At 70.2% G+C, this 23829-nt stretch carries 29 protein-coding genes; 16 read left to right on the top strand and 13 right to left on the bottom strand.

What is annotated here, in order from left to right; genetic code table 11:
* Nucleotides 1–129: 129 nt before the first annotated feature.
* The 7 genes from AMYBE_RS0117935 to AMYBE_RS0117965 all read left to right on the top strand — a co-directional run bounded on the left by AMYBE_RS0117935 (nt 130) and on the right by AMYBE_RS0117965 (nt 5411).
* Entirely contained in the window at nt 130–1512 is a 1383-nt protein-coding gene (locus tag AMYBE_RS0117935) for a ferredoxin reductase family protein (RefSeq protein ID WP_020660773.1), read from the top strand.
* Between the two features lie 12 nt (nt 1513–1524).
* Entirely contained in the window at nt 1525–1983 is a 459-nt protein-coding gene (locus AMYBE_RS0117940) for an FMN-binding protein (RefSeq protein WP_020660774.1), read from the top strand.
* Entirely contained in the window at nt 1980–2750 is a 771-nt protein-coding gene (locus tag AMYBE_RS41885) for an FAD:protein FMN transferase (protein ID WP_020660775.1), read from the top strand. Before AMYBE_RS0117940 ends, AMYBE_RS41885 begins: the two co-directional genes overlap by 4 nt.
* A gap of 72 nt (nt 2751–2822) precedes the next feature.
* A complete protein-coding gene (locus tag AMYBE_RS0117950) occupies nt 2823–3734 on the top strand; it encodes a LysR family transcriptional regulator (RefSeq protein WP_020660776.1) in 912 nt (303 codons plus the stop codon).
* Nucleotides 3735–3814: 80 nt separating this feature from the next.
* Nucleotides 3815–4318: an allene oxide cyclase barrel-like domain-containing protein gene (locus AMYBE_RS0117955; RefSeq protein WP_020660777.1), complete on the top strand. Its 504-nt coding sequence runs from the start codon at nt 3815–3817 to the stop codon at nt 4316–4318.
* Nucleotides 4319–4519: 201 nt separating this feature from the next.
* Complete coding sequence (locus tag AMYBE_RS0117960) at nt 4520–4996, top strand: YybH family protein (protein ID WP_020660778.1); 477 nt, start codon at nt 4520–4522, stop codon at nt 4994–4996.
* A 106-nt stretch (nt 4997–5102) separates the two neighbouring features.
* The gene (locus AMYBE_RS0117965) at nt 5103–5411 is read left to right on the top strand and encodes a Rossmann-fold NAD(P)-binding domain-containing protein (RefSeq protein ID WP_020660779.1); all 309 of its coding nucleotides are present in this window, start codon (nt 5103–5105) and stop codon (nt 5409–5411) included.
* 244 nt (nt 5412–5655) lie between these two features.
* Here the strand turns inward: AMYBE_RS0117965 and AMYBE_RS0117970 are convergent, their stop codons facing one another.
* Both AMYBE_RS0117970 and AMYBE_RS41890 read right to left on the bottom strand, forming a co-directional pair.
* Nucleotides 5656–6342, bottom strand: coding sequence for a response regulator transcription factor (locus AMYBE_RS0117970; protein ID WP_020660780.1), 687 nt, complete (start codon nt 6340–6342; stop codon nt 5656–5658).
* Nucleotides 6339–7502, bottom strand: coding sequence for a sensor histidine kinase (locus AMYBE_RS41890; RefSeq protein ID WP_169515245.1), 1164 nt, complete (start codon nt 7500–7502; stop codon nt 6339–6341). Before AMYBE_RS41890 ends, AMYBE_RS0117970 begins: the two co-directional genes overlap by 4 nt.
* Before the next feature lie 148 nt (nt 7503–7650).
* On the opposite strand from AMYBE_RS41890, the gene AMYBE_RS41895 reads away from it, so the two are divergent.
* The 7 genes from AMYBE_RS41895 to AMYBE_RS0118010 are packed head-to-tail and all read left to right on the top strand — an operon-like array spanning nt 7651 to nt 13739.
* A complete protein-coding gene (locus tag AMYBE_RS41895; RefSeq protein WP_169515247.1) occupies nt 7651–9249 on the top strand; it encodes a carboxylesterase/lipase family protein in 1599 nt (532 codons plus the stop codon).
* 17 nt (nt 9250–9266) lie between these two features.
* The gene (locus AMYBE_RS0117985) at nt 9267–9983 is read left to right on the top strand and encodes a hypothetical protein (RefSeq protein ID WP_020660783.1); all 717 of its coding nucleotides are present in this window, start codon (nt 9267–9269) and stop codon (nt 9981–9983) included.
* A 51-nt stretch (nt 9984–10034) separates the two neighbouring features.
* Nucleotides 10035–10655: a TetR/AcrR family transcriptional regulator gene (locus tag AMYBE_RS0117990; RefSeq protein ID WP_020660784.1), complete on the top strand. Its 621-nt coding sequence runs from the start codon at nt 10035–10037 to the stop codon at nt 10653–10655.
* On the top strand, nt 10652–11407 hold the full coding sequence (locus tag AMYBE_RS0117995; protein WP_027927771.1) for an SDR family NAD(P)-dependent oxidoreductase: 756 nt from the start codon (nt 10652–10654) through the stop codon (nt 11405–11407). The genes AMYBE_RS0117990 and AMYBE_RS0117995 overlap by 4 nt, the downstream gene beginning before the upstream one ends.
* Before the next feature lie 10 nt (nt 11408–11417).
* Entirely contained in the window at nt 11418–12290 is an 873-nt protein-coding gene (locus tag AMYBE_RS0118000) for an ABC transporter substrate-binding protein (protein WP_020660786.1), read from the top strand.
* Nucleotides 12291–12309: 19 nt separating this feature from the next.
* Nucleotides 12310–13008 carry a nitroreductase gene (locus AMYBE_RS41900; RefSeq protein WP_020660787.1) on the top strand — a complete coding sequence of 233 codons (699 nt, stop codon included), beginning with the start codon at nt 12310–12312 and terminating at the stop codon, nt 13006–13008.
* Complete coding sequence (locus AMYBE_RS0118010; protein WP_020660788.1) at nt 13005–13739, top strand: SDR family oxidoreductase; 735 nt, start codon at nt 13005–13007, stop codon at nt 13737–13739. Before AMYBE_RS41900 ends, AMYBE_RS0118010 begins: the two co-directional genes overlap by 4 nt.
* A gap of 152 nt (nt 13740–13891) precedes the next feature.
* On the opposite strand, the gene AMYBE_RS0118015 is transcribed toward AMYBE_RS0118010, so the two are convergent.
* Nucleotides 13892–14311: a Rid family hydrolase gene (locus AMYBE_RS0118015; protein WP_020660789.1), complete on the bottom strand. Its 420-nt coding sequence runs from the start codon at nt 14309–14311 to the stop codon at nt 13892–13894.
* A 26-nt stretch (nt 14312–14337) separates the two neighbouring features.
* Nucleotides 14338–15015, bottom strand: a complete 678-nt coding sequence (locus AMYBE_RS0118020) for an HD domain-containing protein (RefSeq protein ID WP_020660790.1) — start codon at nt 15013–15015, stop codon at nt 14338–14340.
* 70 nt (nt 15016–15085) lie between these two features.
* On the opposite strand from AMYBE_RS0118020, the gene AMYBE_RS0118025 reads away from it, so the two are divergent.
* On the top strand, nt 15086–16030 hold the full coding sequence (locus AMYBE_RS0118025) for a GlxA family transcriptional regulator (protein ID WP_027927772.1): 945 nt from the start codon (nt 15086–15088) through the stop codon (nt 16028–16030).
* A 58-nt stretch (nt 16031–16088) separates the two neighbouring features.
* Here the strand turns inward: AMYBE_RS0118025 and AMYBE_RS41905 are convergent, their stop codons facing one another.
* From AMYBE_RS41905 to AMYBE_RS47005, 3 genes are all read right to left on the bottom strand, one after another.
* Nucleotides 16089–16610 (bottom strand): ferritin family protein, encoded by a 522-nt coding sequence (locus AMYBE_RS41905; RefSeq protein ID WP_020660792.1) that lies wholly within the window; start codon nt 16608–16610, stop codon nt 16089–16091.
* A complete protein-coding gene (locus tag AMYBE_RS0118035; protein WP_020660793.1) occupies nt 16607–16978 on the bottom strand; it encodes a carboxymuconolactone decarboxylase family protein in 372 nt (123 codons plus the stop codon). The genes AMYBE_RS41905 and AMYBE_RS0118035 overlap by 4 nt, the downstream gene beginning before the upstream one ends.
* 444 nt (nt 16979–17422) lie before the next feature.
* A complete protein-coding gene (locus AMYBE_RS47005; protein WP_483756901.1) occupies nt 17423–17722 on the bottom strand; it encodes a phosphorothioated DNA-binding restriction endonuclease family protein in 300 nt (99 codons plus the stop codon).
* A gap of 87 nt (nt 17723–17809) precedes the next feature.
* On the opposite strand from AMYBE_RS47005, the gene AMYBE_RS0118045 reads away from it, so the two are divergent.
* Complete coding sequence (locus tag AMYBE_RS0118045) at nt 17810–18634, top strand: enoyl-CoA hydratase-related protein (protein WP_020660795.1); 825 nt, start codon at nt 17810–17812, stop codon at nt 18632–18634.
* Nucleotides 18635–18654: 20 nt separating this feature from the next.
* On the opposite strand, the gene gshB is transcribed toward AMYBE_RS0118045, so the two are convergent.
* From gshB to AMYBE_RS0118075, 6 genes are all read right to left on the bottom strand, one after another.
* Nucleotides 18655–19590: a glutathione synthase gene (gshB, locus tag AMYBE_RS0118050; protein WP_245573210.1), complete on the bottom strand. Its 936-nt coding sequence runs from the start codon at nt 19588–19590 to the stop codon at nt 18655–18657.
* Between the two features lie 23 nt (nt 19591–19613).
* Nucleotides 19614–20504, bottom strand: a complete 891-nt coding sequence (locus AMYBE_RS0118055; protein ID WP_020660797.1) for an amidohydrolase family protein — start codon at nt 20502–20504, stop codon at nt 19614–19616.
* 3 nt (nt 20505–20507) lie between these two features.
* Nucleotides 20508–21122, bottom strand: a complete 615-nt coding sequence (locus tag AMYBE_RS0118060; RefSeq protein ID WP_020660798.1) for a carboxymuconolactone decarboxylase family protein — start codon at nt 21120–21122, stop codon at nt 20508–20510.
* A 51-nt stretch (nt 21123–21173) separates the two neighbouring features.
* On the bottom strand, nt 21174–22343 hold the full coding sequence (locus AMYBE_RS0118065; protein WP_027927773.1) for a CaiB/BaiF CoA transferase family protein: 1170 nt from the start codon (nt 22341–22343) through the stop codon (nt 21174–21176).
* Nucleotides 22340–22984: a glutathione S-transferase gene (locus AMYBE_RS0118070; RefSeq protein WP_020660800.1), complete on the bottom strand. Its 645-nt coding sequence runs from the start codon at nt 22982–22984 to the stop codon at nt 22340–22342. Before AMYBE_RS0118070 ends, AMYBE_RS0118065 begins: the two co-directional genes overlap by 4 nt.
* Nucleotides 22985–23064: 80 nt before the next feature.
* On the bottom strand, nt 23065–23799 hold the full coding sequence (locus AMYBE_RS0118075; protein WP_245573211.1) for a GntR family transcriptional regulator: 735 nt from the start codon (nt 23797–23799) through the stop codon (nt 23065–23067).
* Nucleotides 23800–23829: the final 30 nt, after the last annotated feature.

Consider the following 23829-nt stretch of genomic DNA (forward strand, 5'->3'; position numbering starts at 1 on the left):
GTACCGCCGCTGTGGCCGGGTTCACCCTCCGCATCGATCTTCTCTAACCCAACTCTCACCTTGGTCACATCACCCGCTAACCGCCTTCGGAAAGGGTGGAATCACCAGGAAATCATCCCGAGGAGCTCGATGACCGCCACGATCGTCACGCACCGCGTCGCGCGGCCCGCCGTCCGTCCCTGGTGGCGCGACGCCGCCGGGCTCACCGCCTGGGCGAGCGTGCTGTTCGTCGTCGCGCTCTGGGTTTCCGGGCGCGGGCTGCAGGACCTCGGCACCGACTTCTTCACCTCGACCGGCCGGCTGACCGGCCTGCTGTCCGCGGACCTGCTGCTCCTGCAACTGCTCCTGATGGCCCGGATCCCGTGGGTGGAGCGCAGCTACGGCCAGGACGACCTCGCCCGCCGGCACCGGATCGCCGGGTTCGGCTCGATCGTCCTGCTCGCCGCCCACCTCGTGCTCATCACCCTCGGTTACGCCCAAGCCGATCGCTCCGGCCTGCTGGGCGAGGCGTGGCAGCTCGTGACGACCTATCCGGGGATGCTCCTGGCAGCCGCCGGAACAGCCGCGCTCGGCATGGTCGCGGCAACGTCGGTGCGCGCGGCGCGCCGCCGGCTGCGCTACGAGTCCTGGCACCTGCTGCACCTCTACGCCTACCTCGGTGCCGGGCTCGCCCTGCCGCACCAGCTGTGGACCGGTGCCGACTTCGTTTCGTCCCCCGTCGCGACCGCCTTCTGGTGGACCGCCTACGCGGTGGCCGCGGCCTCCGTCCTCGTGTTCCGGGTCGGCCTGCCGGGGTGGCTCAACCTGCGGCACCGGCTGGTCGTCGACCAGGTCGTCCGGGAGGGCCGCGGGGTGGTCTCGGTGTATCTGCGCGGCCGGCGACTCGACCGGTTGCCGGTGACCGCGGGCCAGTTCTTCGTCTGGCGGTTCTTCGGCGGGCCGGGCTGGACGCGCGGCAAGCCGTTTTCGCTCTCCGCCGCGCCCGACGGGCATCGGCTGCGGATCACCGCCAAGGCCCTCGGCCCGGGCAGCCGCCGCCTGGCAAGCCTGCGACCGGGCACGCCCGCGCTGTTCGAAGGCCCGTACGGCCGGCTGACCGCGACCGTCCGAAAAGGACGGAAGCTCGCCTTGTTCGCGTCCGGCATCGGGATCACGCCATTGCGCGCACTGCTGGAAGAATTGCCGTTCGCGCCCGGGGAAGCCGTGCTGTTCTATCGCGCCGGCCGCCCGGCGGACCTGCTGTTCCGGCAAGAGCTGGAAGACCTGGCCCTGCGCCGCGGCATCCGGATCCACTACCTGCTCGGCCGGCGCTCCCGCAACCGCAGGTCGTGGCTGCCCGCCGGGTACGCCCCGGTGCCGGACGACCAGGCGCTCCGCCACCTCGTCCCGGACATCGCCAGCCGCGACGTCTACGTGTGCGGCCCGGACGCGTGGACCGCCGCGGTGCTCGAAAGCGCGCGCCGCGCCGGCGTCCCCGCCGACCGCGCCCACTCCGAGTTGTTCGGCTGGTAGGAAGGAACCCCGATGCGCAAGATCGCCATCGCGATCGCCGCGACCGTCTCGGTCATCGTGCTGCTGTTCAGCTACCGCACCAGCACCGACCGGACCCCGGTCGCGGCCGTGCGGCCCGCCAGCGGCCCGCTGCCGTCTCCCGCCGCGGCGGTCCCGCCGTCCGGCACGGCAGCCGGCGGCACGGCCGGGAAAGCCGGCGGGACCTTCACCGGCGCTGCCGCCGACACCCCGTACGGCCCGGTCCAGGTCCGGATCTCCTACGCCGGCGGCAAGATCACCGACTCCCAAGCCGTCGTGTACCCGCAGGAGAGCGGACGCGACGTCCGGATCAACTCCGAGGCCGTGCCGGAGCTCAACCAGGAGGCGGTGCAGGCCCAAAGCGCGCAGATCGACGCCGTCAGCGGCGCCACGTACACCTCGCAGGGCTATCAGCAGTCCCTGCAGTCGGCTCTGGACCAGGCCCATCGATGACCGCCGCACAGCGCCGCGCTTGGACCCAGCCGGTGATGGGCACCCAGGCCAGCCTTCACCTCCGCGGCCCGCGCCTCGATTCCGAGCCGGCGATCCCGCTTGCCGTCGCGGCGGTCTTCGAACACCTGCGAACGATCGACGAGCTGTTCAGCACCTATCGTCCGGACAGCCAGGTGAGCGCCCTGCGCCGCGGCGAACTTCCCCGCCGCCAGTGGCACCCGTGGCTCGCCGAAGTCGTCGCGCTCTGCGAAGAAGCACGGGAACGCACCGACGGCTACTTCGACGCGTGGCTGCCCGGCGGGTTCGACCCGTCCGGGCTCGTCAAGGGCTGGGCCACCGAACGGGCCGCCACCCGCCTCGCCCGCCTGCCCCGCTTCGACCATCACCTCAACGTCGGCGGCGACATCACCGCCCGGATCGCCGCCGACAACGCGCCGCCGTGGCGGATCGGCATCGAAGACCCGGGCGGCCAAGCTGGCTTCCTCGCCGTCGTCGAGCTGCGCACCGGCGGCGTCGCGACGTCGGGAACCGCTGCCCGCGGCGCGCACATCTTCGACCCGCACGACGGCACCCGCCCCACCGAACTGCTCTCGATCACCGTGACCGGCCCCAGCCTGCTGTGGGCCGACGTGTTCGCGACCGCCGCCTTCGCCCGCGGCGGGCCGGACGTCGAACAATGGGTGAGGACCCGCGCACCGGGATACCAGGTCGCCGCGATCGCCCGTGCCCCGCGGCGCCGCCTCGGTTCCGACGCCGCCTGCGCATAACTCCTGCGCTATCTTGGATCAGCTCGATAGCGCGGCACTGTTATGCATGCCCGGCAGGCGAAGAAGAGGGCCATGGACCTGAACATGCTCAGGCAGTTCCTCGTGGTGGCCCGGCTTGAACACCTCAGCCAGGCAGCGGACGAACTTCGCGTCGCGCAGCCGTCGCTGAGCCGCACCATCGCCCGGCTGGAGAACGAACTCGGCACTCCGCTCTTCGACCGGGCCGGCCGGCTCCGGCTGAACGACACCGGAAAGCTCTTCCGGGACCATGTCGAACGCGCGCTCGGCGAACTCGAAGCGGGCAGGCGGGCGGTCGCCGAGGCCGCCAGCGGAGGTTTCGGCACCGCGCGGCTGGCCTCGGAAACCTTCCTCACCTTCATCGGGCCGCTCGCGGCCTTCAAGAAAGCCCATCCCGGGGTCGACGTCGAACTCCACCAGCTGCCCGCCGCGGAGATGGCGCGCCGCCTCCTCGCTCAGGACGTCGACCTCTGCGTCGCTTCCCAGCCGATCCCGGCCGACGGCCTCGAAGCCGTCCCGCTGCTGGACGAGGCGGTCTGGCTGGTCACCCCGCTCGATCACCCGCTCGCCGGCCGGACTTCGGTGACCGTCGACGAACTCGCCGGCGAGCCTTTCATCGCCGCCGGCAAGGGGCACTGGCATCGCCGGCTTCTCGACCGGCTCTTCGCTGCCCGCGACCTCGCCCCGAAGATCGTCTACGAGGGCGACGAACTGAGCGCCATCGCGGAACTCATCCGGGCGGGCCTCGGCATCGGCCTTGTCCCCGACCTCGCCAAGCGCTCGATTCCGGACACCTCGGCCGCCGCCTGGATAGCCGTGGACAGCCCGGACTGCCGCCGGACGCTCACTCTGTACTGGGGCGCGGGCAACCACCTTTCGCCTGCCGCCCGCGGGCTGCGCAGCACGATCGTCGACTGGGACTGGACTGCCAGCGGGCCGCATAGCGCCGCGGCTATCACGGCATAGCGATATTGGTCTTAGTCAGAATCCGCTTGGCGGCATAGCTTTTTTCCTGTCACCCACCACCTGAAGACAGGACTGAAGCCATGCGCGCGAGGAAAGCACCGAGGAAGATCATCCTGCTGGCAGCGGTGGGGGCGCTGCTGGTCGCGGGCGGGCTCGACGCCTACGGCGCGGAGACCGGCGCCGCGAACCCGGGGGCGCATCCCGAGATCCTGGAACTCGCGGTCGAGACCGACCAGTACGCCGCCCCCGACCTGCCGCCGGCCGGTCCGAGCGTGGGCGACCTGCACGTGTATTCGGGCTCGCTGCTCAAGGACGGCCGCCGGGTCGGGCAAGGCGGGGGTTCGTGCCAGATCATTCGGATCGACGGCGCCAGCAGCACCATGCAGTGCCTGCTGACGGCGAGGCTCGAGCGGGGATCGCTGACCATGCAATCGCTGTGGGTCGTCGGCGAGAATCCGCTCGACATGGCCGTCACCGGCGGCACCGGCGCTTACCGCGACGCGCAGGGCACCGTCCAGGTGTGGGACATCGCGACGCCGAATGAGCGGATGCGGGCCGAAATCACGCATGCGGCCGCGCGGTAGCCCGAGCAATCACGATGCACGACAGCGATTCCGAACTCGAGCAGTTCTTCGGAAACCGATGCGCGGCAACGCTGGCCAAGGACATCGACCGCCTGCTGCGGAGCTGCTCCCCCGGAATCGTCTGTCGCCGCCCTGACCAAAACGCGGGACCAGCCCGCGCTGGCGCGCCGTCGCACCCGCCCGTTCCGGAGGAGACTGATCATGACCGCAGCCAACGACTTTCGCACCCCCGCCGAACGCGACGAAGCCGAGCTTCGCGGGCAGATCGGCAAAGTGGTCGAAGCACTGGGAGCCAAAGACCTCGAAGCCCTGCGTCGGCTGTACACGGCCGACGTCTTGTCCTTCGACATCGAGCCGCCGCTGCAGCACGCCGGAATAGCCGCGAAACTCGGCAACTGGGCGCGGGCGTTCCGGTTCTTCGAGACCGTGATCTACGAGATCCGCGACCTGAGGTTCACCGTCGGCGGCGAGGTGGCCTTCGGGCATGCCTTCGCCCGGCTGCGCGGCACGTTGCCGAGCGGCGCGGCCACGGACGGCGGGTGGGTCCGGGTCACCTACGGCATGCGAAAGATCGACGGCAGGTGGCTGATCGCCCACGATCACGTCTCAGTGCCGCTGGACATCTCCAGCGGCTTGGGCGTCGTCGACCTGCAGCCGCTGCCGGCTCAGGCACCGTGACCTGGCGTTTCTTACCGGTCAGCAGCAGGAGGTTGCGTCCGTCTGTAACGATCCCTACAGTCGGCTCGTCGCGACGAAACCGGGCACCGCGTTCGATCCCGGCCTGATGCCGGGCACCGGGCTCGGCCGCGATTACTCCGGCTTGCAAGGTCTGGCCTGGCGCTATCTGCTTCCGGCCCTCACCGCGGTACCCGGCATCAATGTCCACACCGCCCGCCGCTCCGGGCGAGCCCTGGCCCGGCTGGTGCTCAGCCCGGAGCTGGCCGCGGTCACCGGGAAGTACTTCTCCGGACGCCGGCAGATCCGGTCGTCCGCCGACTCCTACGACCGGGCCAAGGCCGAGGACCTCTGGACGACCAGCCTCAAACTCACCGCAGCGACCCAGGTCTGTGAAGGGCCCCTTGAGGGAATCTGAGTCCGGCAAGGAGCCCTTCACGGCAGTTCCGCCATAAAGCGAACAGCCGCGGCCGCACGCGGGCGCAATGCGAACCAGGCCAACGGAAGTGCGACGACGTCCAGGCCCAGCCGGCTCATCGAGAAGACAACGTGAGCCAGGAGCGCGATCTTGCGTTTCGGGTCATCCGCCCAGGGTGCGGAACCGGGCACCGCCGCGCGTCCGCGAGAAGGAGCGTCTTCCAGTACTCCCCCGGCAGTACGGCTCACTCGGCGGTCCAGCCAGGCCGGACCAGACCGGTCTCGTACGCCAGCACGACCAGTCCCGCCCGATCGCGGACCGAAAGCTTGCCCATGATGCGCGAGACATGGGTCTTGGCGGTCAACGGACTCACGCGCAATCGGGCGGCGATGTCCGCATTGGACAGTCCGGTGCCGGCGAGGGCGAGGACTTCGCGTTCCCGCTCGGTCAGTGCGGCGATCGCCGCGGCGGCCGCTGGAACCGGTCTCCTTCGCGCGGCGTACTCGGCGATCAGCCGGCGCGCGACCCCGGGTGCGAGCAGCGCGTCCCCGGCAGCGGCCGCCCGCACGCCCCGGACGAGCTCGTCCGGTTCGCTGTTCTTCACCAGGAATCCCGCCGCGCCCTGGCGCAGCGCCTCGAACACGTACTCGTCGAGGTCGAACGTGGTGAGCATGACGACGCGGGTCGCGGCGCACCGCGGGTCCGCGGCGATCCGCCGGGTCGCGGCGAGCCCGTCGAGACCGGGCATGCGGATGTCCATGAGGACCACGTCGGGGCGCAGTTCCCGCACCAGCTTCAGCGCGGTTTCGCCGTCGTCGGCTTCGCCCGCCACCACGAGGTCCGGGCGGGTCTCCAGCAGCACCCGGATCCCGGCACGCACCAGCACCTGGTCGTCGGCGAGGACCACCCGGACCGGGCCGGACGCGGTCACCGGGCACCGCCGATCGGCAGGACCGCGGCGACCCGGTAGCCGCCGGCCACCGGGCCGGCCGTGAGCGCCCCGCCGAACGCCGCGGCGCGTTCGCGCATCCCGGGCAGTCCGTTGCCGCCCCCAAGAGCCCGGCTCGCCGGGTGTCCGCCGCCGTCGTCGGTCACGGTCAGCTCCAGCCGATCGTCGACGGCGACGCAGCGAAGCCGCACCGTCGCCCCCGCGCCCGCGTGCCGGATCGCGTTCGTGACCGCCTCCTGCGCGATCCGGTACGCGGCCTGGTCCACCAGCGCGGGCAGATCCGGCAGCGGGTCCCCGATGTCGGCAGCCACGCGCAGCCCCGCCGTGCGCGCTCCGTCGAGCAGTTCAGCGAGGTCGCTGGGTCGGGAAAGCCGCGGGCTCGGGCGGTACGGGGCTCCCCCGGCTTCGGGAGCGCGGAGCGCGTCCAGCACCGCGCGCACCTCTCCGAGCGCGGAGTTGCCGGCGTCCTTGATCGCGGTCAGCGCCTGCTCGACGGCTCGGGGATCACGCGGCAGCAGGGCAAGCCCGGCATTGGCTTGGACCGTGATCAGGGCCAGCTGGTGAGCGAGCACGTCGTGCAGATCACGCGCGATCCGCAGGCGTTCGTCCCCGGCGCGGCGCAATGCTTGTTCCTGGCGGGTGCGCGCTTCCCCGGCCAGTTCGGCCTCGCGGGACTGACGCGCCTGCCGCCGTACCCGCACCACTTCCGCGGCGGCGGCGAGCACGAGAAACCACGCGGCCAGCCCAGCCGCCGAAGCCGTGCTCGGCGCGTTCCAGCCGGGCACCGGGACGACGACGGCCAACGCGTACCCTGCGGCGAGCACCGCGTAGGCAACCTGCCGGCGGCCGAACACCACCGCGGCGACGAAAGTGCCGGCCAGCGGCAGAAACACCGGTGTCGGCACCGCGCCCAGCACCAGATCCGCCGCGTACATGGCGAATCCGGTCAGCAAGGCGAGCGTGGGCCGCGCCCGCCACCACGCCGCGGCCGCCCCCGCCACGGCGGCGGTGGCGCACCCTGTCCACGGCCCGCCGTGGTACCCGGCGATCACTCCGGCCACCGTCGCGGCGGCCGCCGCGAAGGCCAAGCCGGGCAGCAGATCCCCGCCGCCCGGCAAACTCGTTGCCCGACCAGATGTCACCCGGCCATCGTGAGTGCGATGCCGCGGCGGCGCGTCCGCCCGGAAGCGCATTCCCCGTTACGCCCCCGGACGTACTCCCGGCGGAGCAGCCGGAGTTACGTCCGCGACCCGACGCGGGCCGGAGGCGGACCACCGCATGATGCCCGCCATGACCGCTTTTCGAAGGATGCGCCGCACCGGGCTGGCTGTCGCGGTGACCGGTGCGCTGCTCGCGGGCGTGCCCGGCTCGGCGTCGGCCGCGCAGCCCGATCTGGTACGGGTCGACGACGGCCTGCTGCGAGGCTCCGTCGCCGGCGAACACCGGACGTTCGCGGGGATTCCGTTCGCCGCACCGCCCACCGGCGACCGCCGATGGCGAGCCCCGGCACCAGTTTCTCGCTGGCACGGGATCCGCCCCGCTACCGCTGCGGGGAACGCCTGCCCGCAACCCGCGACCGACGGGGCGGGCCGGCGGACCGTCATCGGCGACGAAGACTGCCTGTACCTGAACGTCACCACTCCGGCAGAGCCCGGGCACTCGCGGCGCCCCGTTCTGGTCTGGGTTCCCGGCGGCGGGTTCCTCACTGGCGCCGGAAGCGACTACGACCCGGCCCGGCTGGCCGTAGAAGGCGACGTCGTAGTCGTCACCGTCAACTACCGGCTGGGCGCGCTGGGGTTCCTCGACGAGCCCGCGTTCGGCGGGCAATGGGCGGGCAATTACGGGCTCGCCGACCAGCAAGCAGCGCTGCGGTGGGTCCGCGCGAACATCCACGCGTTCGGCGGTGACAGCCGCAACGTCACTCTCGCCGGTCAGTCGGCGGGCGCGTTCAGCGTCTGTGCACAGCTCGCCTCTCCAGCGGCACGCGGGTTGTTCGACAAAGCGATCGTCCAGAGTGGACCGTGCGGCAACAATTTCGTGTCACAGCCGGACGCACAGCGACGCGGCGACCGCTTCGCAGCGGGTCTCGGTTGCACCGCGCCCGCGGACGTCGCCGCCTGCCTGCGTGCCGTTCCCGCCGCCACGCTGGCCGGACAGGACACCGCCGACGCCTTCCGCGCGGACAACCGGCTCCAGGACCTGCCCTGGAGCCCGGTAGCCGGAACCACCGCGCTCCCCCGCCAACCGCTCGACGCACTCCGCGCCGGCGCCGCCGCGGGCGTCCCGCTGATCCAAGGCGTCGACCGCGACGAAGTGCGCCCGTTCGTCGCGCTGGAAAACGACGCTCGCGGAAAACCGGTGACCGCGGCGAGCTATCCGGTCGCGCTGCGAGCGCTTTTCGGCCCCGGCTCCGGCCGGGTGCTCGCCGAATACCCGGCTGACCGGTTCCCCACCCCCGGGATCGCGCTGGCGACGATGCTGACCGACCGGGGAGCAAAACTCGGCGCGTGCCCCGCGGCGGCCGCCGACCGGGCCGCGGCACGGTACGCGCCGGTCTACGCCTATGAATTCGCGCAGGACGACGGGCAGCGCATCCTGGACTTTCCTCTCGGCGCCGCGCACGGATCCGAACTTCCTTACCTGTTCGACGGAACGTTCGCCGGACCGCGCGCCACCCCGCCGAGCGCCGAGCGTATTTCCTTGGCCCGCCAGTTGATCGGGTACTGGTCCGCGTTCGCAAGAACCGGCGATCCTGCCTCCGCCGGTTCTCCGCGATGGCCGCGCTACCGACCGGACGCGGCCATGCCTTCCTTCACCGCCGCCGGCATCGGCCGGATCGACTTCACGGCCGAACACCATTGCCCGTTCTGGGAAAGCGTCCGCCGATGACCTCCAAGGAGCACCTCATGTCCCCTGCCCGCGAGTTCCGCAGCCGCACCGGCGCACTGGCCGCAGTGTCCTATGTGGTCTTTTTCCTGGCTTCTCTTGTCGTCCCCGGCCTGCTCGGGCAAAACCGAGGAGCATCCCTCGTGACGCCCTACTCGGCCAACTCCGACGTAGCGAACTATCTCGCGGCGATCAACCACGGCGGAGTGCCGGTCGCGGCCTTTTGCCAGGCCGTCAGCGGCCTCGCGCTGCTGGTGTTCTCCGGCTGGGCCACCGGCTACCTGCACCGCTTGGGGCGCGCCGCCCACGCCGCCCTCGCCCGCCCCACCGGCACCGCGGCTGCCGTGTTTCTCCTGCTTTCCGCCAGCACGCAATGGATCCTGTCGATGCCGGGCATCGCCGACAACGTCGCCGTCTACCGCGCCGTCATGGACCTGAGCTTCGTTGCGGGCGCGGCTGTCCAGGTCGCCACCACCGGGCTCCTGACCGCCGCCGTCTCCACGGGAGCACGCTCCGCGGGCCGCCTCCCGAAGTGGCTCGCCTGGCTCGGGATCGCCGTCGCCGCGCTGTCCGTGCTGTCGATGTTCTCGCTGCTGTTCAAGGCCGCCTCGCCGTTCCTGCCGATCGGCCGCTACCTCGGCATGGGGTGGTTCGCCGCCTTCGCTGCGCTGCTGGCAAGGAAGACGGATGCAGCAGCGCTTTCTCTTCCCGGGGTGGCACCGCAGTCCCGGAGCTGATTCCCAGACACCGCCTTGACATCGGGCGGCCACCTGGAGATCATGGAAACTATGGAAACCAAGATAGTTTCCTCAGGTTCAGACCAGCGGCGGGCCGAGCTGATCCTCGACGCGGCCGGCCAGCTGTTCCTCGCCCCGGGGCCAGGGCGGGTGAGCATGGACGATCTCGCCCGTGACCTGGGGATGGCCAAGAAGACGATCTATCGGCATTTCCCTGACAAACACAGCCTGCTCACCGCGGTGCTCGACCGGCAATTCGACGCGATCGAGCGCACCGTGCTCGCGGTCGCCGAGGAAACCCGGGACAAGCCGTTCGGCGAGCAGGTCCGGCAGTTCCTGATCGCGGCAGGCAGCGAGCTCGACCGGATCGGCGCGGCCCAGCTCGCGACCGGACGCGGCGACGCGGTTCTGCGCCGGTACGTGGAACAGCGCATCGACGCGGTGATCTACCAGCGGCTCGATGCGCTGTTCCGGGACGGGCACCGGCGCGGGCTGCTCTCCGCACCGCCGAAACTCCTCGGCGAGATCACTCGCGGCGCCGTGGAGCGGCTGCTCAACTCGCAGCTGCCGCGCGAACTCGACTGCACCGCCGCCGACCTGCTGCAGATAACCGTCGACACCGTCCTCTACGGGGCGATCCGCCCCGGCAGCGAAAGTGAGGCCACCCCATGACCAGGACAGCCGGCAGGGTCGCACTCGTGACCGGGGCCAGCAGCGGAATCGGCGCGGCCACCGCGCGCCTGCTCGCCGAACGCGGCATGCGCGTGGTGGTCAACTACCTGCGCAGCGACCAGGCGGCCAAGCAGGTAGTCGCCGACATCGAGGCGGCCGGCGGCCAGGGCATGGCCGTGCAAGCCGACGTGCGCGAGACCGCGGCGGTCCACGCCATGACCGAACAGGTCCGGGCCGCCTGGGGCGGCGTCGAGGTGCTGGTCCACAACGCGCTCACCCCCTACGCGATCAAATCGTTCCAGGACATGACCTGGGACGAGCTCGGCGGCAAACTCGACGACGAGCTCCGCGCCGCTTTCACGGTCACCAAGGCCGTCCTGCCCGCGATGACCGAACAGCGGCGCGGGCGGCTGATCTACCTCGGCACCGGCCTGAGCCGCCAGCCTCGCGCCGGCATGATCGCGCTGGGCACCGCCAAGGCCGCGCTTGCCCAGTTCGCCCGCTACCTCGCCCAGGAACTGGGCCCGCAGGGCATCACGGTCAACGTCGTCGAACCCGGCCCGGTGACCGAAACCAGGATCTCCAAGGCGCTCGACGACGAGCAGCGGAACCGGCAGATCGCCGCGACTCCGCTGGGCCGGCTGGCCGTCCCCTCCGACGTCGCCAAGGCGGTTGCCTTCTACGCCAGCGACGACAACGCCTTCATGACCGGCACCACCGCCGCGGTCAACGGCGGCCTGGCGATGTACTGAAAGGACGGTCATGCGCACCATCGATCTTGCTTACGTCGGCCGCGGCCTGCACGAGGAACTCGTCGCCTACATCGCCGACCAGGAGGATTTCTACGCCGAGGAGGGAGTGCACGTCGCGCTGCGCGACGGCGTCGCCTGGGACGAGGAGCGGTTGCGCAAAGGGGCCACCATCGGGCTGGGCCGTGCGCTGCTGTCCCGGCTGACCAGCGGCATCCCCTGGGTCGCGCTGAGCGTCAACACGCACCGCCCGCTGTTCTGGTTCCTCGCCCGTCCCGGCCTGACATCGTTGGCCGACCTGGCTGGCCGCCGGCTCGCGGTGCACGCTCCGCACACCGCGCCCGGCTGCTTCGCCCGCATCGTGCTCCGCCAGGCCGGGCTGGATCCGGACCGCGACGTCGACTGCGTCGTCCGGCATCCCGGCGACTACGGCATGGACCTGCGCCAGCTGCGCGACGGCACGATCGACGCCGCCTACGTCGGCAGCACCCTGGCACCGGAGGCCATCGCCGCCGAGTACGGCTGGCACGTGCTGGCCTGGGTCGGCGACCACTTCCGGATTCCCACCGTGGGCGTGGCCGTCGACCCGACCCACGTCGACCCGGACGACCCCGCGGTGCAGGCGGTCGTGCGCGCCCACCGGCGTGCGCTGAGGGTGATCCACGACGATCCGGACACCGCGATCGGGCACCTCCGCACCTTCCTGGGGCGGCACACCCTCGACGAGGCACGCGCCCACTACAAGACTTTCATCGCACCGTATTTCACTACCGACGGCCAGGCCGACCTCGCCGCCGGAGCGGCCGCGATCACCGCGGTCGCCACCGAACTCGGGGTACCGGAAACCATTGCCGCGGCGGAGTTTTACCGCACCACGGCCAACTGAGCAGGGGAGGCTCGCGCCGATGGACGTCTACGAAGCGGTCACCAGCCGGCGAGCGGTGCGCCGATTCACCGACCGGGAGGTGCCGAGGGAGGTGCTGGAGCGCGTGCTGGCCACGGCGGCGTGGTCGCCGTCCGGCTCGAATCTCCAGCCCTGGCATACCTACGTGCTGACCGGCGAGCCGCTCGCTGCGCTCAAGTCGCGCGCGGGCGAGCGGGCAGCCGCCGGCGACCCCTGGGACGATCCGGAATACCAGATGTACCCGCCGGATTTGCCGTCGCCCTATCGCGAGCGTCGTTCCGATTTCGGCGAGAAGCGTTATGGCGCACTGGGCATCTCGCGCGACGACTGGGACGCGCGCCGCCGGGCGGCCACCGAGAACTGGGAGTGTTTCGGCGCGCCCGCCGCCCTGTTCTGCTACCTCGACCGCGACATGGGCCTGCCGCAATGGTCCGACGTCGGCATGTATCTGCAAACCGTCATGCTGCTGCTGCGCGCCGAAGGTCTGCACAGCTGCGCCCAGATGGCCTGGTCGGTCTATCACCGGACCGTCGCCGAGATCCTGTCCCCGCCCGAGGGACTGATCCTCTACTGCGGCATGTCGATCGGGTACGAGGACGGCACGGTCGATCCCGCCCGGGTGGGCCGGGCGCCGCTGACCGAAACGGTCACGTTCGTTGACGAACCATCACCATCAACCACACTTAAGGACCTGTCATGAAAACCTCCGTCATCGGCACCGGGCTCATCGGCTCCCAGGTAATCGAGCGGCTCACCGCGGCTGGACACGACGCCACCGGGCACTCCCGTTCGACCGGCCTCGACCTGCTCACCGGCGATGGGCTGGACGACGCGCTGCGCGGCGCCGACGTGGTCGTGAACGTGACCAACTCGCCGACCTTCGACGACGCCTCCATCGACTTCTTCCGCACTACGGTCACCACCCTGCTGGCCGCGGCGCAGGCAGCCGACGTCGGGCATATCGTGACGCTGTCGATCGTCGGCGTGGACCAGGTTCCTGACCTCGCCTACTACCGGGCCAAGACTCTCCAGGAGAAACTGGTCGAAGCCGGGCCGATCCCGTACTCGATCGTGCGCGCCACCCAGTTCATGGAGTTCGTCGCGCCGACTATGGACTGGACCACCGACGGCGAGGTCGTGCGCCTGCCGGCCACCCCGATCCAGCCGATCAGCTCAGCCGAGGTCGCCGCCGCAGTCGCCGAGGTCGCCGCCGGCACGCCGCTGCGGGGCATCCGCGACATCGCCGGTCCCGACGTCTTCCCCCTCGACGAACTCGGCCGCCTCACGCTGGAAGCCACTGGCGACCACCGCCACGTCGTCACCGACGAAACCGCCGGCTTGTTCGCCGCGGTCAAAGGCAATGCGCTGCTCGCACCCGAAAGCGCGCACCTGGCCAGCACCCACTACCGCGACTGGCTTCGATCGCACTGACCGCTGGGACGTCCGCCGGGTCGGGCCAACCAGGCGGGCCGGTCGAGGAAAAGCTCTGCGCACTGGTCGATTGGCCCGGACCGCACCAGAAAGCCACCTGGATCTGAAACACGCCGACGCCAGGAGCAGCCGGGGATCGCCCGGCTGCCGGACTACTCCGCGGCGGGGTAACAGGCGGTCGCCCGGATCTCCACGAGCAGACCGGGACTCGCCAGTGCGCTGACACCGATGAGCGACCAGGTCGGGTAGGGCGGTTTCACCAGACGCGCTTTGGCCGCGCTGAAGCCGGCCAGGTGCTTGTGCAGGTCGACGTGGTAGCTGGTGACGTCGACGAGGTCGCTGAGGCCGAGGTTCTCCAGCCGCAGGATTTCTTCGATGCGCCGGATGGCGATCTCGGTCTGTTCTTCGATGTCCTCCGGGATGGTTCCGTCGGCGCGCCGACCGATCGTGCCCGCGATGAACAGCTGGCCGTGCGAGCGGACGGCCGCGGAATAGCCGAATCGCTCGAAGGCCGCCCTGGCCTCGCCGAACACTTCGGAGCCTTCGGGGATTTCGACGGCGTACTTGGTCACGGGGGTTCCTTTCGGTTGCGGGAAAATCAGTTGCCCCAACGGGACGATCGGCAGGCGTGTTCCATCCGGGTCCGGCCGAACTCCTGTCGTTCGCGCAGGAATTCGCCGGGAATCGAGTAGCGGGGCGAGTTTCCCGGGTTCTTCGCGGCTTGCGCGACGATCGCGTCGGTGAGCGAACTGACCATGTCGAGCCGCGGGTACCCGGCGTGAACAGCGGCGGCCTGCTCCTCGGTGACGGCGTCGGCCCGACCGGTGGCCAGCAGTCCTCCGAAGTCCACGGCGAGACCTTCCCGGACGAGCACGCACAACGTGCCGCGGCGTTCGGCGATGCCGGAGGAGGTGTGCAGGGCGATCGCCTGCCACACTTCGTCGGCATCCGATGTGGACACTCCTTTTGAGACGAGGAATTCCGCTGCTCGGTCCGCACCCTCGACTTCGAATCGCTGAACGTGCGGGCCGTCCGCGGCCAGGCCGAGGTCGTGCATGGCGCACGCAGCGAACAGCAGATCGTCGTCGTAGTCGCGGCCCGCGGCCAGCGCCAGCCGAGGCGCGACCAGGCGTGCGAACAAGTAGGTGCGGATGCTGTGGTTGAACACCGACGGCGTCTCGACCGGCCGGATGAGCCGCACCACGGCGGCGGCGAGCGGCGAGCCGGGCAGCGCGGTTAACTCGGCCGCCGAGGGCGTGGAAGTGGTTCCGGGCATGGCTTCAGCCTGCCGGGGCGCGAGTGATCTTGCGAGTGGCAACTTTGCCACTATTCGATAGAATCTTGCCATGGCAGTCCATCGAGTCGCGGTGCTGGCGCTGGACGGGGTCACGCCGCTCGATCTGGCGATTCCGGCACAGATCTTCAACGCCCGCCCGGAAACCCCGTACGAGATGACGCTGTGCGGCCTCACCCGGACGGTCTCCACCACCGCCGGTTTCGGGCTGGCACCGGACGGCGGCTTGCGTGAGGTGCGCGCCGCGGACACGGTGATCGTGCCAGGTTTCGAGCCCCTGGTACGCCCGCCCGAGGCCGTGCTCGACGTGCTGGCTCAGGCCCGCTCGCGGGGCAAGCGGGTGGTGTCGATTTGCACCGGCGCGTTCGCGCTCGCCGCGGCAGGGGTCCTGGACGGCCTGCACGCCACCACGCACTGGCGCCACCTCGACGAGCTCGAACGCGATTTTCCCGGTGTCACAGTTGATCGCGATGTGCTCTACGTCGACGAAGGGGAGGTGCTCACCTCAGCGGGAGTGTGCTGCGGCATAGACCTTTGCCTGCACATCGTGCGCCGCGACCTCGGAGCCGTGCCCGCGAACCAGATCGCACGCGGTCTGGTAGCCGCCCCCCACCGCGACGGCGGGCAAGCGCAGTACGTGCCCGCCCCGGTCGCGGCAGCTGGCGAAGCGTCGCTCTCGACCACCCGCGCCTGGGCACTGCGCCGTCTCGGCGAGCCGCTCTCGCTGCGCGTACTCGCACAGCACGCGGGCGTCTCGCAACGCACCTTCATGCGCCGGTTCGCCGACGAGACAGGCACGACCCCGCTCCAGTGGCTGCTCAACGCCCGGCTTGGCAAAGCGCGTGAGCTGCTGGAAACCACGACGCAGTCAGTGGACGAGGTGGCGCGCAACTGCGGCCTCGGCACAGCCGTCAATCTACGACAGCACTTTCGCCGCGCCCTGGGCACGACGCCTACCGCGTACCGGCGCACCTTCGCACAGGCGAGCGGCAGCTAGCGCGTCTCCGCAGTTGCCTGGACCAGGCCGCCGCGACAACGAAGCGTCCTTCCGACGCTCAGGCGCAACGTCGAAACGCGGGTAAATGGCTGTTCTGGGAGGCCGCGCGAAGATTCGTGAGCACAGACGTGACGTCAGGATAGGCACTGACCTTGGGAAGCAGCTCGTCATAGAGCGCCACGTCCGCCATTTCGTCCGTTACGCCAAGCCGGCACGCGTCGACGAGCGTGCGGGGCGACGGATCGCCCGAGGCTTTCGCCCCGCTGACGTCCACACCGTGCACCCGTGCGACCCGTTCCAACGCCGCCACGTGCGCCGCCTCCGCCTGGGTGATCTGAGTGAACGGCGCTACCGCGCCCAGCGAGGCGAGAACGTTGTCATAGGTGGCCTTGACCTTGCGCTCTTCGGTGACAGCGCGGACAAGGACCGACGCAAGATCAGAGGCCCCGCTTGCGGCCGGGGCCGACGTAGGCGAAGGAGTGCTGGCAGGCCCGCCTGACGGCCCGCAGCCGGTGACCAGAACCGGCGTCAGGAGCCCAGCGGACAGCAGCGCCGCGATGCGGGCGCGGCCGGAACTCATCTTCCCACCCGATCGCTGGCCGGACCGCGGTCCGCGTAGAACTCCTGGAAAGCCGCGTAGGCGCGTGCACCGTAAACGGTCGCCGGCCCGCCGTTCATCAGGAACGCGACGCCGACCGCCTCCGCGGCCTCAGCCGGCTCGGCCCCCTGGACGACCGCACCGCGGGCGTGCGCCGCGATGCAGCCGTCGCACTCCTTGCTCACCGCGATCGCAAGCGCGATCAGCTCCTTCGTCTTGCCATCCAACGCGCCGGCACCGAGCGCGGCATCATGCAGGTGCCGGTAACCCTCGTACACCGCGGGGATCGCCTGCCGCAGCTCGCGGGTGGGCTTGCGCAACTCCTCTCGAACGGACTTGCCCCAGCTCATATCGCTCCCCTTTTCCTCGCCCTCGCCAAGGCCGAGACTCCGCCGCCAGCAAGGGCCGCACTACGGACTTCGGCCACTTGTTTGCGGGAAGTTCGCCCCTGCCGCTACAAGGCAGATACCCCCGGGGGCACCATGGAGATAAGCGGGAGGTTTTCCAGGTAAGGGTTGCCGTCTTGTCGCCCCGTAACCGCCGTAGCCCTCCATAGCCCACGCCCGTGTCGCGGCATGCCCAGCAGCGAGTGCGAGCAGCTCAGCATATCCAGCCGGGTCCGCATTGACGGTTCGTTGGGCAATCACGGCACCGGTCGCGGATGACACGACCGCGGCGGTGTACGTGTCCTTGTGAGTGTCGACGCCGATGACGACCTCGACCAACTCTGCCAGCACGGGCAACTGCGTTCTGTCCTTCGCCGTCGGCACCTCCGTGACTCCGCGCACCTCCCGTCACCGTTCGGAGCCGCCCAGATGCCAGAACGGGCACTGCGGCGTCGAACGCGAGTCAGCGCCGCCGAACGCCGCCAGCAGCAGCCACGCTTCGCGCCTGAACTCCGGCCACCGCGTCCGCCGTGTCTTTCCCTTCGCGATACGACTGACCGCCCACAGCAGCGCCAACGGCTTGCACAAGGTCGGCCCTCCGCCGACCGTCCGATATCTGACCAGGCTTCTGCTGTCGGCAAGCGGGTCGCCCACCTCGTACCGAACTGCACAAGCATTGCCGTCGCGCTCCCCCGTGCCCAGTCGCACCGAGCTTGACCGTCGACCGCCACCATCCTAGGCTGAAAAAGTCATAAACATGCTTCATTGCTTAAAAGTCTCCGAGGAGCTGCTCCTGTGTTCACGACCATCCAGCTGCATGCCGAGGACTCCGTCGCCGAAGTCGTTCTCGACCGGACGCCCGTCAACGCCGTGTCGTTGAGGATGTACGAGGAACTGACCGCCGCGTTCCGGGAGCTGTCCGCGAGGACGGACGTGCACGCGGTGATCCTGCGGTCGGCGAACCCGAGGATGTTCTGCGCTGGCGCCGACATCCGGGAGACCGTGGAGGCCGTCAGCCCGGCGGAGTCGGTCTTCGAGTTGCGGCAGCGCTGGGCGAGGACCTGCTACGAGGCCATTCTCGACTGCGCGGTGCCGACGATCGCGGTGGTGAACGGGCACGCCCTGGGCGCGGGAGCTGTGCTCGCGGGGTGTTGCGACATCCGCTTCGCGGCCGCGGACCTGTCGATCGGCCTGCCGGAGATCAACGCCGGGCGCTGTGGGGGCGCCCGCCACCTGGGCAGGCTGATCCCACAGGGCCGGCTGCGCATGCTCTACTTCACCGGCGAGCCGCTCGACGCCGAGGAGGCGCTGCGCTTGGACCTGGTGCAGTACGTCGGCAAGAATGGCGACGAGCTGGAGCAGGCACGGACGCTGGCCGCGAAGATCGCGCGCAAGAGCCCGCTGGGTCTGCGGCTGGCGAAGCGTGCGCTTAACGAGTCGGAGGCGATGGGGGTGCGCGAGGGCTATGCACACGAGCAGAAGTACACGATCCGGCTCGCGCAATCCCCGGACGCACAGGAGGCCGCGTCGGCGACGCTCGAGAAGCGCGAGGCGCGGTGGTCCTGGCCCAGCAACGGCTTTTCGGTGGCGAGCACCGAAGCCGCGCCGCTGGTCCACTGAGGACACGCGATCGGGCCCGGTCAGGAAACCGGGCCCGATCGCACGTGAGCGAGCAGCCGGCACAGGACCTCGTCGGCAACCCTGCCCACCGTCGCGCCCGCGCCGCCGTCGATCTCGCGCAGGCCAGTCGGACTGGTTACGTTGACCTCGATGAGCCGGTTCCCGATGAGGTCGACACCGGCGAAGGCGATGCCCCGGGCGATGAGTTCGGGCCGCAGGGCCGTGCAGATCTCGTGGCCGACGCTGCTGAGAGGCACCGGGGCGGCCGACGCGCCGACGGCCATGTTGCACCGGAAGTCGGGTGCTTTCGCGGTGCGCCGCAGCGCGGCGACCGGTTCGCCGTCGATCACCAGGATCCTCCGGTCGCTGCCGGTACCGTCGTCGACGAAACGCTGCAGCACGACATGGCGGCGGCCCCGGGCGGTCCCGATCTCGATCAGGGCGGCGAGGTTGGGGTGTCCGTGCTCGAGGAGCACCACACCACGTCCGCCCATCGCGTCGGTCGGTTTGAGCACCGCGCGCCGCCACTGCTGCACGGCCTCGGTGAGCTCTTCGGCGGAGGCACTGACCACCGTTTCCGGGACGAGATCCGGGAACTGCAGCGCGAAGAGCTTTTCGTTCGTACTGCGCAGAGCGCCGGGGCTGTTGCAGACAGCCGTGCCGCGCCGCTCGGCCACATCGAGGAGGTAGGTGCCGCGCAGATAGTCGTCGTTCACCGGGGGGTCGGTGCGCACCAGCACGAGGTCGACCTCGTCCAAGTCGACGGTCGTGGCAGGCCCGCCCGAGACCCTCCCGTTCACGCCCGGCTGAAGGCCAGGGACCCTGGCCTGGGCAAACACCCGGCCATTCCGCACGGACAACTCGCGCATCTCCGCCGCGAGCACCTCGTGATGCCGCGCAACGGCCGCGGCCATCAGCGCGATCGAGGAATCGTGCCCGGGATCGAGCCGCGCCAACGGGTCGACAACAAACAACAGTCTCATGTGGACCGTCCTTCGCCCAGCAGACGCCGCGGGTTGTCGACCAGGATCAGCTGCCGGAGAGCGGGGTCGTCGACCCAGTCGCAGAACATGTCGGCGAGATCGGCGACGTCCGGCGCGCTGTCTCCCATCCGCACGAACGGCCAGTCCGATCCCCAGAGCAGCCGTTCCGGCACCGCCTCGACGAGCGCGTCGTGGAAGGGGCGGGCGTCGGCGTAGCCGCGCGCGGGATCGCCCACCCGGCACAGCGTGAGCTTCACCCATACGGTGCCGTCGGAGATGCGGTCGAGCAGCGCGCGGAACCTTGGAGCGTCCACGCCGGCGTTCACTTCGGGCTGCGCCATGTGGTCCAAGACGATCGGGATTCCGGAGCCGGCGAACTCGTCGACGATCCGGACGCAGTCGTCGAGGGCTGCCCAGATCTGGGCGTGGATGCCCAGCTCCCGCATCGTCGGCGCGAGTTCCCGAAACGCCTCGGTGCCGATGGCGCCGGGAAAACGTGCTCCGGTGGCGGGGGCGATCCGGTCGTTGAACCGCAACGCACGGACGCCAGCCTCGCGCAGTCGCCGCAGTTCACCGGCCGGGCAGTCCGCGGTGGCGGTGGCCACGCCGACGGCGCGCCCGTCCGCTTCCGCGAGCGCGTTCACCAGTACGCCCGGGTCGCTGCCGTAGGGCGCGGGCTGCACGAGCATTCCGCGGCTGGCGCCTGTGCGGTCGAGCATGTCCAGGTAGGTGCTGGGTGGCGCGTCCGGCAGAGGGTAGGTGGAGGGGCCGGCGGGAAACCGGTCGAAGGGGCCGAAGACGTGGGAGTGGCAATCCCACGCGCCGGCCGGAAAGTCTCGGGCCGCTCGCACGGGCATCCGTGGGGCCGCGGTGGTCTGCGCGGCCATGGTTCAGCCCGCCATCTGGGGACGCGTGATGAGTTCGGCCGCGGACAGCTCCACGAGACGCCCATCCGGCGCGGGCGGCAGTGGGTGACCGCCGTCGGGAACCGGGATCCGATGGACGTTCAGCGTCATCGCGACCAGCGTGTAGTAGCCGACCACCGAGGAGAGCTCCACGACACCGACCTCGCTCCAGCGCTGCCACACTCGCCGGTAGACCTCCTCGTCGACGTCACCCGTCTGCTGAAGCACGCGGGCGAACTCGTAGACGTCGTAGGAGTCCTGGTCGTGGAAGACCGGCGGCTCGCCGGTCCGCAACGCGTCGACGACCTCCGGTGCCAGCCCGGCCCGCAGGGCCGCGTCGGCATGAATCGACCATTCGAGCTGGGCCGTCCAGCGCCGTGCCACCACGAGGATCGCCAGTTCGTTGAGCCGGTCGGGCAGGCTGGTGCCGTAGCGAAGGATCTCGCCGAAGCGCTGCCAGCGGTCGGCGAGATCGGGCCGGTGCAGCGCCGCGCGCAGCGGCCCGACCAGCCGTGCGCGGGGGCCGCCCACGATCTCGCGGTAGACCCTTTCCTGCTCCGGGGTCATCGCCTCCGGATCGAACAGTGGGATGCGGGGCACGAAAGGACTCTCCTGGTTCTCGTTCGTTCGATTCGGGCGCGGCACGGCTCGTCAAGCGGGAGCGTCGGCCGCGAGTTCGGCGGTGATCTCCGTGTCGTGCTGTCCGAGCAACGGCGGGGCCGTGTCGAACTCAAGCGCCGCGTTGCGGAAGCGCAGCGGGCTGACCACTTGGGGCACGGCGCCCAAGCCGGGGTGGAGCACCTGCCGGACCATCCCGCGGTGGCGCACCTGCTCGTCGGCCAAGGCCATCGGCACGGTGTTGATGGGCCCGCACGGCACGGAACGGGATTCGAGCTCGTGCAGCCAGTGCGCGAGCTCGCCTTCCCGCACCACCACGCAGATCCGTTCGGTGAGGGCCTCGACGTTGCGCACGCGGGCTTCATTCGTGGCGTAGTCGGGGTCCCGCGCCAACTCGGGCATTCCCAGTGCCTCGCAGAACCGGGCGAACTGCCCGTCGTTGCCGACCGCGACGACGAGGTGGCCGTCCCGGCAGGGGTAGACGTCCTGGGGCTGGATGTTGGGGTGGCGGTTGCCCCGGCGGACCGGGACCTCGCCGGAGATCAGGTGGTTCATGGCCTGGTTCGCCAGCACACCGACCTGGACGTCCAGCATGGCGAGGTCGATGTGGTCGCCCTCGCCGGTGCGGTCCCGGTGAGCGAGCGCGGCGAGCACCCCGGTTGCTGCGTACATGCCGGTGAACAGGTCCACCACCGGGACTCCGACCTTCTGCGGGCCTCCCCCGGGCCGCTCGTCGGGCTCGCCGGTGACGCTCATCAGCCCACCCATTGCTTGGATCATGAAGTCGTAGGCCGCCTGGTCGCGGCGCGGACCGCTCTGCCCGAAGCCGGTGATCGAGCAGTAGATGAGGTCGCGTTTGACCGCGCGCAGGTCGTCGTAGCCGAGCCCGTACCGCTCCAATGTGCCTGCCTTGAAGTTCTCCAGCACGATGTCGCTGGTCGCGGCAAGCCTGCGGACCAGGTCGCGGCCCTCGCCGGTGGCGATGTCCGCGGTGACCGAGCGCTTGCCCCGGTTGGCGGAAAGGAAGTAGCCGGACTCCGTGCCGAGGAACGGCGGGCCCCAGGAGCGGGTGTCGTCCCCGGTACCGGGCCGCTCCACCTTGATCACGTCGGCACCGAGGTCGGCCAGCACCTGCCCGGCCCACGGCCCGGCCATGATCCGGCTCAGGTCGAGCACCCGCACGTGGGACAAAGGCCCCGTCACGACGCGCCCCCGCCGACCGCGGCGGAATCGTCGACGATCTCGGTGGCCCGCATCGACCCGCGAGCGGACACCTGCGCGTGCCAGGCGGCGAGGTTGGGCCGCCCGGCGCGCCAGTCGAGGACCTGCCAGCGGAAGTCCAGGTGTGCCAGCGCGATCGCAATCGAGGCCCGCCCGATGTCGAACCGCTCGCCGAGCTCGCCGGCGATGGACTCGAGGTGGTCGAGCGTGGTCGTGACCTTCAGGCCGAACGCGTCGAGGTAGGGATCGGCGGCGTCGTGGGCGAGGCCGCGGTCGCGGTGCCAGTTGCGCCACACCAGAAGCAGGTCGAGCAGTCCGTCGCCGAGGGCCTGCAGGGTGCCGGCGCGGAAGTAGGCGTCCTCGTTCCGGGGGTAGAGCGTGGTGTCGCCAGCTCGCCGGGCGAGGAACTCACAGATCACCACGGAGTCGAACAGTGTGCGCCCGTCGTCAAGCAGCAGGGTGGGGATCTTGTTGAGCGGGTTGGCGCGCAGCACCTCCGGGTTGGGCTCCGACATCTGCACCGGAGTGCGCACGGTCTCCACGTCGCCCACCTGGCCGGTCTCGTGCAGCACGACCATGACCTTGCGGACGAACGGTGACTTCGGGGACCAGAACAGTCGCACCAGAAAGCTCCTAAGTCAATAACTCAGCTTTATGTCTTTTTACGGTAGGCGAGATCCACTGCCAATGGCAAATCAGCAGGTCAAGCGGTGACGGAGATGTCCAGGCGGACGACGTCACCGCGGTACATACCGTCGCCGACGAAGACGACGACGCCGTCGGCGTCGACAGCGGTCCGCAGCACCCGGGCGATCGGCGAGTTCAGCGGTATGTCGAGGTCACCGCTGAGCTCGACGTCGGCCGTGACGATCGTGAGGGTCTGGTGCACCGTCGCCAGGTGCAGGCCTGGCATGTCTTTGAGGATGCGCAGCGTCGTGTTGGCGGCCAACTGCTCGTCGGTGATGCGCGCGGCCCACCGCTCCTCGATGTAGGCGTCACCCAGGTAGTACGGGCGCCCGTCCCGCGAATGGCGGCGCCGCCAGTGCCGGTAGGTCTGCGCCAGAGCGCCGACGGTGTGCTCGACGTGCGGCGGGCGGGCGCCGGTTTCACCGGACAGGATCTCGACCTCGACACCTGGCGAGGACAGCAGGAGGCCGTTCCAGTCCGTGGGCACCTCGCACCACAGGTCCTGCTGTGGCCGACGCGTGACGAACGTGCCCTTGGCGCGGAACCGCTCGATCAGCCCGGCTTCCTCGAGCATGCCGAGCGCCTGGCGCACCGTGGCGGGTGCGACCCCCCACTCCTCGGCAAGTTCCACGACGGTGGGAATGCGCTCTCCCACCGCCCAGTGACCCGACTCGATGCGGCGGCGGAAGATCGTGGCCAGCTGGTTGTACCGGGACACGCCCGCGCTGTTGCCGTGGGGGTTGAGCGCCATGTCTGCCATTGTGGCAGTACTTCCCGCCGG

The sequence above is a fragment of the Amycolatopsis benzoatilytica AK 16/65 genome, from assembly GCF_000383915.1.
In the GTDB taxonomy this organism is placed as follows: Bacteria; Actinomycetota; Actinomycetes; order Mycobacteriales; family Pseudonocardiaceae; genus Amycolatopsis; species Amycolatopsis benzoatilytica.